Raw genomic sequence first — 14,509 nt, forward strand, 5'->3', positions numbered from 1 at the left:
AAAGTATGCCAAATTCAATAAAAAAACGATGGCGCAGCTACCCGTTTATTATTTTATTACTATTAGTATTAGTGATGGTTGCGGTTATTGGATATTACCAGTGGATCATAGGGGTGGTAACGCTACTTCTTTTGGGTATTATTCTATTTTATTTATTTCGTTATGAACTGGCTTTATATGATGAAATGGAGCAATATATATCAACCTTATCTTACCGTGTAAAGAAGGTAGGCGAAGAAGCTCTAATGGAAATGCCTATCGGTATTCTTTTATTTAATGATGAGTATCAAATTGAATGGGCAAATCCGTATTTAGCATCAAGCTTTAATGAAGATACTTTGGTAGGTCGTCATTTAAATGTAATATCAGAATCGATCATCACCTTGTTAAAAGGGGAAGTTGATGTTGAAGTACTAGAACTAAATGAGCGCACGTTTCGACTCCATTTGAATCGTGAAGACCGTTTAATTTATTTCTTTGACATTACTGAGCAGATGGAAATTGAGAATTTATATGAAGAAGAAAGAAGTATTATTGGAGTTGTTTTCTTAGATAATTATGACGAAGTAACTCAGGGCATGGACGATCAATCTAAAAGTTCAATTAACAATAAAGTAACATCAATATTAAATAGCTGGGCAAGCGAATTTGGTATTTTTCTTAAAAGAACATCTTCGGACCGCTTTATTGCATTAATGAACCAACAAATTTTAGACCAGCTTGAGAAAACTAAATTTGATATTTTGGATGAAGTTCGCGAGTCATCAAAACAAAGTGTTCCATTAACACTTAGTATCGGAATCGGAAGTGGTTCTGCATCATTGCCTGAGATCGGTGCCTTAGCTCAGTCAAGCTTGGATTTAGCTTTAGGTAGAGGTGGAGACCAGGTTGCAATCAAAAATACAAGCGGTAAGGTAAAATTTTATGGCGGCAAGACAAACCCAATGGAAAAGCGCACTCGTGTACGTGCAAGGGTGATTTCGCATGCCTTAAGGGAATGGGTATTGGCTAGCGATAGGGTCATCATTATGGGGCATAAGGCGCCTGATATGGACGCAATTGGAGCATCAATAGGGATCTTAAAGGTTGCTGAGGCAAATCAACGAGATGGATATATTGTCATTAATGAGCAAGAAGTTGATTCAGGTATTCAAAGGTTATTATCGGAGATCAAACTTAAAAAAGAGTTATGGCAAAAGTTTATAACCCCAGAGCAAGCTTTAGAGATGGTTACCGACCATTCTTTACTTGTAGTTGTTGATACGCATAAACCGTCACTTGTGATTGATTCTCGTATTCTAAATAAAATTGATAATGTAGTTGTAATTGATCATCATCGGCGTGGAGAAGAATTTATTGAAAATCCTGTATTAGTTTATATGGAGCCCTATGCTTCTTCCACAGCCGAGCTCGTAACTGAACTGTTGGAGTACCAACCTAAAACATTGAAAATTGATATGCTTGAGTCTACTGTATTACTAGCTGGAATAATAGTCGATACTAAAAGTTTTACTTTGCGTACCGGTTCGCGTACCTTTGATGCTGCATCATATTTGCGGGCACAAGGAGCAGATACAGTTTTAGTTCAAAAGTTTTTGAAGGAAGACTTGGATCAATTTGTAAAACGTTCTAAACTTATTGAAAATACAAGTATTTATAGAGATGGAATTGCAATTTCTAAAGCTGATCAGGATGATGTATTTGGGCAGGTGTTAATTGCCCAGGCAGCTGATACTTTACTTTCAATGAATGGTATTAGTGCTTCGTTTGTGATTTCAAAACGCCCAGATGGTAAAATAAGCATTAGCGCACGATCATTAGGTGATGTCAATGTACAAATTATTATGGAAAGCTTAAACGGCGGTGGACATTTAACAAATGCCGCTACACAGTTTGAAGATGCAACCATAGACGAGGTTGAAGAACAGTTAAAAGAAGTTATCGACCAATATTTAGAGGGAGGAAAAGAATAATGAAAGTTATTTTCTTGGCAGATGTAAAGGGAAAAGGTAAAAAAGGTGAAACAAAGAATGTTGCAGACGGATATGCCCATAATTTCCTTTTAAAGAATAATTTAGCCGTTGAAGCAACACCGGCAAATATGAAATCATTAGAGCAGCAAAATAAAAAACAACAGCGTGAAGCTGCTGAAGAATTAGAGGATGCAAAGAAATTAAAAGAAACGCTGGAAAAGATCACTGTTCAACTTTCAGCTAAATCAGGTGAAGGTGGACGATTATTCGGTTCAATAACTTCAAAACAAATTGCTGAAGAGCTTAATAAGGTTAATAAAATTAAGTTAGATAAGCGGAAAATTGAGCTTGAGGATCCGATCCGCTCACTAGGTGTAACAAATGTTCCTGTTAAGTTGCATCATGAAGTTACTGCTACATTAAAAGTACATGTAAAAGAAGTTTAATATAGAGAATTCCCTAAGAACTTTTTTATATCTCCATAGCCTCCCGTTATTACGGGAGGCGGTTTGTATTTTAGCTAGCTATTTATAATTGGAAACAATGTTTACTTGTAAAACCTGGCTAATACGTTAGTATAATGTAAGTGTCTTTTAAAAATATATGCTAGTTTAGTAGGAAGAGGGGGAATTGTGAATGAATGATCTTTATACTGATCGTACGCCTCCACAAAATATAGAAGCTGAACAAGCAATAATTGGGGCAATTTTTTTAGAACCATCAACTTTAACGACTGCATCAGAATTATTGTTGCCAGATGATTTTTATAAATCTTCGCACTCTAAAATATTCACGGTGATGTTAGATCTTTCTGAACGAGGAGAACCTGTCGATATTGTGACAGTAACAGCAGAGCTCGCGGATCGAAATCAACTTGAAGATATTGGTGGGGTATCCTACCTTAGTGATTTAGCAAATGCTGTGCCTACAGCTGCAAATATAGAATACTATGCACGAATTGTTGAGGAAAAATCAATCCTAAGAAGATTAATTCGGGCAGCTACAACTATTGCGACGGACGGATATAATACTGAAGAGGATGTAGAGGCACTTTTAAATGATGCTGAAAAAACAATCTTGGAAGTGGCAAGCCGTAAAAATACAAGCGGATTTAGAAATATACAGGATGTATTAGTAAATGTATATGATAATATTGAAGTTTTGCATAACCGTAAAGGCGATGTGACAGGTATTCCTACTGGGTTTACTGATCTTGATAAAATGACAGCAGGTTTCCAACGGAATGACTTAATTATTGTGGCTGCGCGACCCTCAGTAGGTAAAACAGCCTTTGCGTTAAATATTGCTCAAAGTGTTGCGACTAAAACGGATGAAAATGTTGCGATATTTAGTTTGGAGATGGGTGCTGAACAGCTCGTCATGCGTTTGCTCTGTGCAGAAGGGAACATCGATGCGCAAGCTTTAAGAACCGGGAAAATGTCGGAAGATGACTGGAAAAAGCTAACGATGGCGATGGGTAGCTTATCTAATGCTGGTATATATATCGATGATACACCAGGTGTTCGTGTAGGTGAAATTCGCTCAAAGTGTCGCCGTTTACAACAAGAACATGGCCTGGGCATGATCTTAATCGATTACTTACAATTAATTCAAGGTAATGGACGCTCAGGGGAAAATCGCCAACAGGAAGTTTCAGAGATTTCAAGATCCCTGAAAGCACTGGCACGTGAACTAAATGTCCCTGTAATTGCCCTTTCACAGTTATCACGTGGTGTGGAACAAAGACAAGATAAACGACCTATGATGTCAGATATTCGTGAATCGGGAAGTATTGAGCAGGATGCCGATATTGTTGCATTCTTGTATCGTGATGACTACTATGATAAGGAGTCAGAGAACAAGAATATTATTGAAATTATTATTGCAAAGCAACGTAACGGCCCAGTTGGTACGGTAGAGTTAGCGTTTGTTAAAGAGTTTAATAAGTTTGTAAATTTAGAACGACATAGAGATGAAATGCAACCTGGTGCTTAAATAGCATCAGGTTTTTATTTGCTTAAACTAATAATTACTATGTACATAGTTTAGACCCTAACCCATTAGGTTAAGGTGTACAGGTAGTCGGTTATAAATTCAGGAAATGTAGGGCTTCCGCTCGACGTAATTTGCCATTACGGGCAAATTACTGTTTTTCTACTATTGCTAGATATTATTATTTTAAGAAATTTACAATTAAAATACTTATTAATCTCACATTTAACGAACAAAAGGAAAGTGTTAATATTAAATGTTCGTGTTTCATTGACTTTGCTATTTTAAATTGATACACTTAGTTTTGGATATTTTAAACAAATTATGCCGTTTTTAATTACGGAGGTGCTAACGGAATGTCATCAGTAGTAGTTGTTGGAACACAATGGGGTGATGAAGGAAAAGGTAAAATTACCGATTTCCTATCACAAAATGCAGAGGTCGTTGCTCGTTATCAAGGTGGTAATAATGCGGGCCATACGATAGTTTTTGGCGGCGAAAAATATAAACTTCACTTAATTCCATCAGGAATTTTCTTTGATGATAAAATATGTGTGATTGGTAATGGGATGGTTATTGACCCTAAGGCATTAGTAACAGAACTTAAATATTTGCACGATAAAGGTGTAAATACAGATAATTTACGTATTAGTAATCGCGCGCACGTTATTTTGCCATACCATTTAAAATTAGATGAAGTAGAAGAAGAGCGTAAAGGTGCAAATAAAATTGGCACAACGAAAAAAGGTATTGGTCCTGCATATATGGACAAAGCAGCACGTATTGGAATACGTATTGCTGACCTTTTAGACCGTGAAGAGTTTGAGAGAAAATTAACTCAAAACTTAGAAGAAAAAAATCGTGTTTTAGAAAAGTTATATAACGCAGAAGGATTTAAGCTTGAAGAAATTCTAGAAGAGTACTATGAGTATGGACAACAGTTTGCAAAGTACGTTTGCGATACATCAGTTGTTTTGAATGATGCTCTTGATGAGGGTAGACGTGTATTATTTGAAGGTGCCCAAGGCGTTATGTTAGATATTGACCAAGGTACATACCCATTTGTTACATCCTCAAACCCGATTGCCGGTGGTGTAACGATTGGATCTGGTGTAGGTCCTTCAAAGATTGACCATGTTGTTGGTGTATGTAAGGCATATACAACACGCGTTGGTGATGGCCCATTCCCGACAGAATTAAACAATGAGATTGGCCATCAAATTCGTGAAGTTGGCCGTGAATATGGAACAACAACTGGCCGCCCGCGTCGTGTTGGTTGGTTTGACAGTGTCGTTGTTCGCCATGCACGCCGAGTGAGCGGAATCACTGACTTATCACTTAATTCAATCGACGTATTAACAGGCATTGAGACATTAAAAATTTGTGTGGCTTATCAATATAATGGACAAGTTATTAATGAGTTCCCAGCAAGTTTAAAGATTCTTGCACAATGTGAGCCTGTATATGAAGAGTTACCAGGGTGGAGCGAAGATATTACTGGCGTAAAATCATTAGATGAATTACCTGAGAATGCACGCCATTATGTTGAACGTGTTTCACAATTAACTGGAATACCGCTTTCTATTTTCTCAGTGGGACCTGATCGTAATCAAACAAATATGATCCGAAGCGTATATGCACCGAAGTAAATGAATACTAATCAGTAGAGGAGCTCCTAATATAGGTAGCTCCTCACTTGCTGTAGGTCAGTTGGTTTACCATTAACTAGAAGATATGTAGATATTATGTTACAAGTTTTATATTTTGGTAGATTTTTTACGTTGTATTGTGGTAAAGTAAAAAAGGTGATTTAGCAAGAAATTAGCACTTCTGCAATTTAACTTCATTCAAACGAATGTATTTAGATTTAAAAATAATTAATAAATCTAATATGATATGGAGTGAGAAGAAGAGTTATAGGAGGAAGAATTGTGAGGCAATCGTTACATAAGTTTTCGACAAAAGTGACAGGTTTTTTTCAACCGTTGGATTCTAAATCCACTGTATTGAAAAGAGCCATGGTGGCATCTGCTGCGATTGTTACATTATCAATCGGCTCAGTATATGCTTCAAACGAGATTAATGCAAATGATGTAGATACTGTTTATCATATATATCATAAAGGTGAAAGACTAGGTGTAGTAAGTGACAAATCAATTGTAGAAGAAATTGTCCAGGAAAAAGTTGAAGATGCAAAACAGGTTTATCATGATTATGAAATTTCTGTTAAGGACCAAATTTCTTATATCCCCGAAAAGGTGTTTCGAGCTGTTTACAACAATGAAGAGACAGTTGAGAAATTAAACAGTAAATTAAGTATATTAGCAAAGGCTGAAGCAATTGTTGTCAATGGCAAGCCGGCAGCCTTTGTAACTGATAAAGCTGAAGCTGAACAGGTTTTAAATCAAATAAAGATGAAATATGTTCCAGAAGAAATTCTAGCACAATTGGAAACTAGTCCAGATGGAGTCGATTATAACGATTACATTATTAAGGACGTACACTTAGGAGAAAATGTTACATCTTCTGAAGAGAAAGTTTTTCCGGAAGATATTTTATCTGTTGATGATGCTGTAGAGCTCTTATTAAAAGGAACGCTACAACCTAAGATTCACGTTGTTAAAGAAGGGGAAGTATTAGGTAGCATCGCTGGTCAATACGATTTGAAGTTAAAACAATTGCTTGAACTAAATCCTAGTTTAAATGAAGATTCACTCATACATATTGGTGATGAGTTAAATGTTACAGCCTATAAACCATTGGTTACGGTTGTAGTAGAGATGGAGGCAATTCGTAAGGAGATTATTCCATTCGAAATTGAAGTTGAAGAAGACAACACTATGTTTAAAGGTTTGACTAAGACGAAACAAGAAGGTATAAATGGTGAGAAGAACGTAAGACATTCAATTATTAAAGAAAATGGTCAAATAACTTATAAAACAGTAATTGATAGTCAAACTATAAAAGAACCAACAAAGAAGATAATGGTTAAGGGTACAAAGGTAGTTCCTTCTCGTGGTACAGGTGATTTAGCTTGGCCAACCGTTGGCGGGTACATTTCGAGCAATATGGGATATCGTTGGGGAAGACAACATAAAGGTATTGATATAGCTAGACCAAGCAACCGTAATATTTTGGCAGCCGATAATGGAACTGTTGAATCAGCGGGTTATGATGGTGGTTATGGTAATAAGATTATTATTAATCACAATAATGGGTTAAAAACTGTATACGCCCACTTATCTAGCATAGATGTTAAGGTAGGGCAGACTGTTTCGCGTGGCACGAAAATAGGTGTAATGGGATCTACAGGTAATTCTACTGGTGTACATTTACACTTCGAAGTTTATGAAAATGGTAAATTAGTAAATCCTAAGCAAAAGTTATAATTTATATAAGTGCAAGCGATTAGAAACGGCCCCTCAGTGTACTGAGGGGCTTTTGCATTTTTTGGATGATAATAGCAATATCTAACAAACGATACGTCAATAGGTGCTTTAAAACCCAAGACATGATAAAGTAAAATAGATAACCTATGTAAAAAGGCTAGAGGAGTGATCAATGTGGAAAAGCACATTCTAGTAGTAGATGATGAACAGCCGATTGCAGATATACTTCAATTTAATTTAGAAAAAGAAGGATATAGGGTAACTTGTGCTTATGATGGGGTAGAAGCTCTTCGTAAGGTAGACGAAATTAAACCTGATCTTATTTTATTAGATATAATGTTGCCGCAAAGAGACGGTATGGAAGTATGTCGTGAAATTAGAAAGAAATTCGATATGCCGATTATTATGTTAACGGCAAAGGATTCAGAGATTGATAAAGTGCTCGGTTTAGAATTAGGTGCGGATGACTATGTAACAAAGCCATTTAGTACGAGAGAACTAATCGCCAGGGTAAAAGCAAACTTGCGAAGGCAATCTAGTGATTTAGAAAACGTCCAAGGGGAATCCAATGAAATTCATATTGGAACATTAACGATTCACCCAGATTCCTATATGGTTTCAAAACGCGGCGAAACGATAGAATTAACACACCGAGAGTTTGAATTGGTACATTATTTAGCTAAACATATTGGACAAGTAATGACGCGTGAACACCTGCTACAAACGGTATGGGGCTATGATTACTTTGGTGACGTTCGAACAGTAGATGTAACGGTTCGACGTTTGCGTGAAAAAATTGAAGATCGTCCAAGCCATCCAACTTGGATTGTAACACGCCGTGGAGTTGGTTATTACTTAAGAAATCCAGAGCAGGAGTAACTAAAATGAAGAAAGTCGGTTTTTCGAAATCGATCCATTTTAAGTTTATATTAATTTACGTATTGCTAATTTTGATTGCAATGCAGGTGATCGGTGTTTACTTTGTAAGAGAGCTTGAGCAACAGCTCGTTACTAATTTTACAGAATCATTAAACGAGCGTGTGCGCTTACTAGTTTACAACATTGAACAGGAAATGAAAGAGGAGCGTAATGAGAGTTCATTGAATCTTGAAGAGGAAGTTAATACTATACTTCAAGACTTTTTATCTGATGATATTACCGAAGTCCAGGTAGCTGATGAAAAATTTAGAGTCATAGGAACCTCTAATCCTAACGATCAAGGTATAATTGGCCGTAGAACAACCGAGGTTCGGGTAAAAAAAGCAATTATCGGTGAAATAGAGTCTGAAAACATCATGGTTGATTCTAGAACAGGAAATAGGGTATTTGTACGTGCAATTCCGATTAAATCTAGCAATGAGGTAATAGGGGCTATTTACTTAATCGCATCTATGGAAAGAGTATATGATCAGATGAAGGTAATCAATGGAATTCTCATATCAGGTACTGTAATTGCCCTGGCAATAACTGCGTTTCTCGGTGTGTTTGTAGCCCGGACCATTACAAGGCCTATTGCAGATATGAGAAAGCAGGCGCTTGTTCTTGCAGAAGGTGACTTCTCAAGAAAGGTTACTGTGTATGGTGATGATGAAATTGGTCAGCTTGCAGAAACATTTAATGATCTGACCGACAAGCTTCAAAGAGCACAGGAAACAACAGAAGGGGAACGGCGAAAGTTAAGTTCAGTTTTAGCAAACATGTCTGATGGAGTTATTGCCACAGATAACCGAGGTCAAATTATTCTCATGAATGAACCTGCCAAAAATATGCTTAATGTTTCACGTGAAACGTTACATAGCCGGTCCATTTTCTCTGTTTTAAATTACAGGGAGGCTCAAACACTTGAAGAGCTATATGAGGGTAAGGAATCCATTTTACTAGATTTTAGTGACCACCGTCGAAAATATATTTTACGTGCAAACTTCTCAATTATTTTAGGTGATGATAATAAGCCAAATGGATTAATAACAGTTTTACAAGATGTAACGGAGCAAGAAGTTATTGAACAGGAACGTCGTGAGTTTGTTGCAAATGTTTCTCATGAGTTAAGAACACCACTTACAACGATGAGAAGTTATTTAGAAGCGTTAGCTGACGGGGCTTGGCAAAATGAAGAACTGGCTCCACGTTTTTTAAATGTAACACAGACGGAAACAGAACGAATGATTAGATTAGTTAATGATCTCCTGCAGCTGTCAAGGCTGGATAGTAAAGATTATAAAATGCTAAAACAAAGTGTTAATTTCACGGAGTTTTTCCATCATGTTATCGATCGCTTTGAAATGAGTAAAGAATCTGAATTTGTTTTTAAAAGAGCTTTTTCTAATCGTGAAAGACGAGTAGAAATCGATAAAGATAAAATTACCCAGGTACTTGATAATATCATTTCTAATGCATTGAAGTACTCACCAGAAGGTGGAACAGTTCGTTTTGAATTATTACAAAAAGGTCAGATGCTTCTTGTAAGAGTTTCAGATGAAGGAGTAGGTATTCCTAAAGAATATCTGCCAAAAGTATTTGAACGTTTTTATCGGGTTGATAAAGCACGCTCAAGAAAAATGGGCGGTACTGGCCTTGGTCTAGCAATAGCTAGAGAAATCATTCAAGTACATGGTGGAGAGGTTTGGGCAGATAGTGAAGAAGGTAAAGGCACAACGATTACCTTTACACTTCCTCTTGAACAGCAACGAGAGGATGATCAGTCATGAATCTAGAGAAAACAAAATCTATCGTATTAACGATACTAGTCTCATTAAGTTTACTATTAACATGGGGCCTTTGGACATATCAACCGCAATATGATTTTATCCAAAGTACAAATTATATAAAAAATGTTTCGATCGGTGAAAGACGGGAGTACTTGGATATTATTAAGCCTACACAGTTTATTTACCACGAAAATGATAAGCACTATGGGATCACGGAAAGGTCCCTAAGTAATGATCTTTATAAAGCCGTTATGGAATTAAATACATCTGATATAGAAGATATTCACTCGCTGTCAGGTGATCAATTATATAACTCTTTGCAAGCTGAAGAAACTCTAGAAATGGTATTTCCTGTTGAGCTACCGATAGGAATCTTGAATTATCTGTTAGCACCAGTCAACGAAGAGTTAAATGCACGGGTATTTGATCGAATAATGGTCAGTTTCAGTGAAGACCCGGTACTTTACTTTGTTTCACCTAAAAGCAACCAGTATGTCAAGGTAGAAATTGAAGATAGTCTGGTTGATTCAATTAAGGATAAAATTACAGAGGGTAATCGACAATATCCCGCATATTTCAGCTTACATGCAGGAAAAAGAAATATTATTTATTTGCCTGAGGAACAAATGGCATTAAGTCAGTTAACCTATTCATCGCAAAATATTTCGACGATTGAATTAAAAAATGCACTTTTTAGTGATCCAAGTAAAGTTAAGCAATATAGCACTATAAATGGTGAAGAGTCGTATACAGATGGTTCAAGAGCATTAGAAATCTCTCAAGCCCAAAATATTATGAGATTTATTAATCCAACCAATCAGGAAATTGCTAATATGAGTTCCGCTGAAATGATCGTTAAATCCATTGACTTTATTAATGATCACTCGGGCTGGACGGACTCATACTCACTTATGGGACTCAATAAAAAACAGCAATCGTTAAACTATCAACTGAAGATTGAGGGCTATCCTGTTTTTGATCCTAATCAGTTCATTTCTATCTATCAATCTTGGAGAGGAAATGAAGTTTATGAGTATCAACGAACATTGACTAACTTGCGATTCAGTATTGATAGTGAGAAAAAGCAAGTGTTTATTCCTTCTGGGAGAGAGTTATTGAATGGGTTAACAGAGAATAAAACCGATTTTAAACTGGAGTTATTAGAAAATGCACTGATTGGTTTTGAAATCAGCAGGGAAAATTTAAACCCATCAGTTATTAAAGCAAAGCCTAAGTGGTTTATCAAATACGACGGGAATTGGGAGACTGTTGATTTACCAACTACAATAATAGATCAAGGAGGAAATAGTAGTGGACTGGAGTAGAACAAAGACCATTTTCATTCTAATATTTCTAATCCTTGATTTATTTTTGGTTTTTCAATTTATTGAAAAAAGATCTAGCGGACAACTTGATTATATTACTGAATCAACTATTGAAGAACAGCTAGAAGCGGATGATATTACGTATGTGGAGCTCCCTAAGGCTGATATTAGTGAGAGCTATATAACTGGTAAACGAAAAAAGTTTACAGAAGCAGAAGTAGCCAATCTAACCAATCAAAACATTTCTTTCTTATCCGATGAGTGGATTATTTCACACTTTGATGAACCGATTCAATTACGAGAAAACAATTTAGATACACAGTTTAAGCAAATTTTAGAGGAGAACGTTCTTTTCGGTGATTCTTATGTATTTTGGGGATGGAATAAAGTAACCAATAAGCTATTATTTTTCCAGACATATAATGGCAGACCGTTGTATTTCAATGAAAATGCGATGTTATCGTTGCAGTTAAACGGTGAAAATCAATTGATTAGCTATGAACAAACCTTTTTAACTGATCTTACAGAAATTATTGAAGAAGGTACAAATCATGAGATTTTACCTGTTCTAAAGGCAATAGAAAACCTCTATAAAAAGAATTATTTAACCTCTGGAAGTCATGTTACAAACGTGGAATTGGGTTACTACAAAAATGTACCGATTTCAGGTGATATGCAATTCTTCGCACCTACATGGCACATTGTTGTTGATAATCAACATAATTATTTTGTAAACGCGATTGAAGGACAGGTAATGGAATTAATCCAAGATGGAGTGGAGAAATATGAGTTTGCATTTTAGCGTTTTAGCAAGTGGCAGCACGGGTAACGCATTTTATATAGCTACAGAAAAAGCAAAGCTACTTGTTGATGCAGGATTTAGTGGAAAACAGATGGAGCAATTAATGCATTCTGTCGATGTTAATCCTAAAGATTTAGATGGTATTTTAGTAACACATGAACATAGTGATCATATTAAAGGATTAGGGATTTTAGCAAGGCGATATAAGCTGCCTATTTATGCAAATGAAAAAACGTGGAAAGCAATGGAGGGATTAATCGGGGAAGTTCCATTAGAACAAAAGTTTACATTTGAAATAGGTACTATTAAAGGGTTTGCTGATATAGATGTTGAATCATTTGGTGTTTCACATGATGCAGCAGAACCAATGTTTTACGTGTTCCATCATAACGGAAAAAAGGTAGCATTAGTTACAGATCTTGGCTACGTAAGTGATCGGATTAAAGGTGTAATTGAAAATGCAGATGTTTATATTTTTGAATCGAATCATGATGTGGAAATGTTAAGAATGGGACATTACCCATGGAATATTAAACGACGAATTCTTAGCGATGTTGGTCATGTATCAAATGAAGATGCGGGGTTAGCATTAGCTGATTGCATTGGTGATAAAACTAAGCGTATTTATTTAGCACATTTAAGTAAAGATAATAACATAAAAGATTTGGCTAAGATGTCTGTATCTCAAACATTGGAGCAAAAAGGATTCGTGGTAGGAGATGGATTTCAATTGTATGATACAGATCCAAAAGTGCCTACAAAGCTTACGTACGTATAATGTATTCATGCATCGTATTGGTAGCTTCAAAATGAAGAATGGTATAATATGCTTGAAAGCATCTACGAACCGACATCCTAGATAAGTTTTTTGTCATGTCTTTGAAATGACAATTAATAATTGCCAATGAACGAGACTTCTTATTTTCTAATCAACGAAAGGGTGAATCATAAGTGGGGTATTATGATCAGGATTATGAAGAGAAAAATCGTAGGCAAAAGGGAAATCGCGGTGGTTGGTTTTTATCAACGATAGTTGGAGCGATATTAGGTGCATTAATTGTAGTTTTTACTATTCCTACTTTGCTAGAATATGATGTTCTCCCTTATAATTTAGAACCAAAAAGTAATATGAATGAGCAAGCTGCAAATGGGCAGGAACAGCTTGGTACAGGAAATGCCACAATGGTCAATGTAAATATTGTATCAGGTGTAACTGAGGCTGTGGATAAAGTATCGGATGCAGTTGTAGGTGTTATAAACATACAGCAAACTGGATTTTGGTCAAATACAACTGGTGAAGCGGGTACAGGCTCAGGTGTAATATACAAAAAAGAAGGTGGTAAAGCTTTCATAGCAACGAATCATCATGTTATTGAAGGTGCGACTGAACTAGAGGTAAGCTTAAATGATGGCACTCGTGTTCCAGCAAAAATTTTAGGATCTGATCAGCTAATGGACTTAGCGGTGATTCAAATTGATGCTGAACCAGTAAAGGTTGTTGCGGAAATAGGAAGCTCTGCAACTGTTAAAGCAGGAGAACCTGTTCTTGCAATTGGTAATCCACTAGGACTTCAATTCTCAGGTTCCGTTACCCAAGGTATAATAAGTGGAATTGAAAGAACAATTCCAGTTGATATTGATCAAGATGGCAGAACAGATTGGCAAGCAGAGGTTCTACAAACCGATGCAGCAATTAATCCAGGTAATAGTGGTGGAGCACTTGTTAATATTAAAGGGCAGTTAATTGGAATTAATTCTATGAAAATTGCTCAGGAGTCTGTTGAGGGAATCGGATTAGCTATCCCGATTGACAGTGCTTTACCGATTATTCATGACTTAGAGCAATACGGAGAAGTTCGTCGACCATTTATGGGAGTAGGTCTCCGTTCACTAAATGAAATACCAAGTTATCATTGGCAAGAAACTTTAAAATTACCTCGCGAAGTTGACCAAGGCGTATTTCTTGTAAGTATCATGCCAGTTTCTCCAGCTGCACAAGCAGGATTAAAGGAATTAGATGTTATTGTTGAATTGGATGGGGAACCTATTAGAGATGCATTTGATTTACGGAGACATCTATACAAAGATAAACAGATTGGCGATATGATGGAAATAACATATTATCGTGAAGGTAAAAGATATACAACCCAAATGAAATTAGTCGAAGAAAATACGTACTAATATCTTCTGGGAAATGGTGTATATAAGTGATTCAAGCATTTTTTAAAGGATAATTGAACAATCTATAGGAGAACCCTATCCACATGTAGTGATGTGGAAAAGTGGTTCTCCTTTTTATATTTTTAGTTAAGCCCACGAA

11 protein-coding genes are annotated in these 14,509 nt (G+C 36.2%); all 11 read left to right on the forward strand.

Annotated features, from left to right (window positions below; all coding sequences use genetic code 11):
- Window positions 1–5: 5 nt before the first annotated feature.
- Window positions 6–1,973, forward strand: a complete 1,968-nt coding sequence (locus C1724_RS17685; protein WP_102348083.1) for a DHH family phosphoesterase — start codon at window positions 6–8, stop codon at window positions 1,971–1,973.
- Window positions 1,973–2,419 (forward strand): 50S ribosomal protein L9, encoded by a 447-nt coding sequence (rplI, locus tag C1724_RS17690; RefSeq protein ID WP_102348084.1) that lies wholly within the window; start codon window positions 1,973–1,975, stop codon window positions 2,417–2,419. The genes C1724_RS17685 and rplI overlap by 1 nt, the downstream gene beginning before the upstream one ends.
- Window positions 2,420–2,609: 190 nt before the next feature.
- Window positions 2,610–3,968, forward strand: a complete 1,359-nt coding sequence (gene dnaB, locus C1724_RS17695; RefSeq protein ID WP_102348085.1) for a replicative DNA helicase — start codon at window positions 2,610–2,612, stop codon at window positions 3,966–3,968.
- Between the two features lie 353 nt (window positions 3,969–4,321).
- The gene (locus tag C1724_RS17700) at window positions 4,322–5,614 is read left to right on the forward strand and encodes an adenylosuccinate synthase (RefSeq protein WP_102348086.1); all 1,293 of its coding nucleotides are present in this window, start codon (window positions 4,322–4,324) and stop codon (window positions 5,612–5,614) included.
- Window positions 5,615–5,896: 282 nt separating this feature from the next.
- Window positions 5,897–7,354 (forward strand): M23 family metallopeptidase, encoded by a 1,458-nt coding sequence (locus tag C1724_RS17705; protein ID WP_258000447.1) that lies wholly within the window; start codon window positions 5,897–5,899, stop codon window positions 7,352–7,354.
- 174 nt (window positions 7,355–7,528) lie between these two features.
- Window positions 7,529–8,233 carry a response regulator YycF gene (gene yycF, locus C1724_RS17710; protein ID WP_102348087.1) on the forward strand — a complete coding sequence of 235 codons (705 nt, stop codon included), beginning with the start codon at window positions 7,529–7,531 and terminating at the stop codon, window positions 8,231–8,233.
- A gap of 5 nt (window positions 8,234–8,238) precedes the next feature.
- Window positions 8,239–10,062, forward strand: a complete 1,824-nt coding sequence (gene walK / locus C1724_RS17715) for a cell wall metabolism sensor histidine kinase WalK (protein ID WP_102348088.1) — start codon at window positions 8,239–8,241, stop codon at window positions 10,060–10,062.
- Entirely contained in the window at window positions 10,059–11,387 is a 1,329-nt protein-coding gene (locus tag C1724_RS17720) for a YycH family regulatory protein (RefSeq protein ID WP_102348089.1), read from the forward strand. Before walK ends, C1724_RS17720 begins: the two co-directional genes overlap by 4 nt.
- Window positions 11,374–12,189, forward strand: coding sequence for a two-component system regulatory protein YycI (locus tag C1724_RS17725; protein ID WP_102348090.1), 816 nt, complete (start codon window positions 11,374–11,376; stop codon window positions 12,187–12,189). Before C1724_RS17720 ends, C1724_RS17725 begins: the two co-directional genes overlap by 14 nt.
- Complete coding sequence (locus tag C1724_RS17730) at window positions 12,173–12,967, forward strand: MBL fold metallo-hydrolase (protein ID WP_102348091.1); 795 nt, start codon at window positions 12,173–12,175, stop codon at window positions 12,965–12,967. The genes C1724_RS17725 and C1724_RS17730 overlap by 17 nt, the downstream gene beginning before the upstream one ends.
- Before the next feature lie 173 nt (window positions 12,968–13,140).
- On the forward strand, window positions 13,141–14,370 hold the full coding sequence (locus C1724_RS17735; RefSeq protein WP_102348092.1) for a S1C family serine protease: 1,230 nt from the start codon (window positions 13,141–13,143) through the stop codon (window positions 14,368–14,370).
- Window positions 14,371–14,509 lie beyond the last annotated feature (139 nt).

The sequence above is a fragment of the Bacillus sp. Marseille-P3661 genome, assembly GCF_900240995.1.
Lineage (GTDB): Bacteria > Bacillota > Bacilli > Bacillales > Bacillaceae_J > OESV01.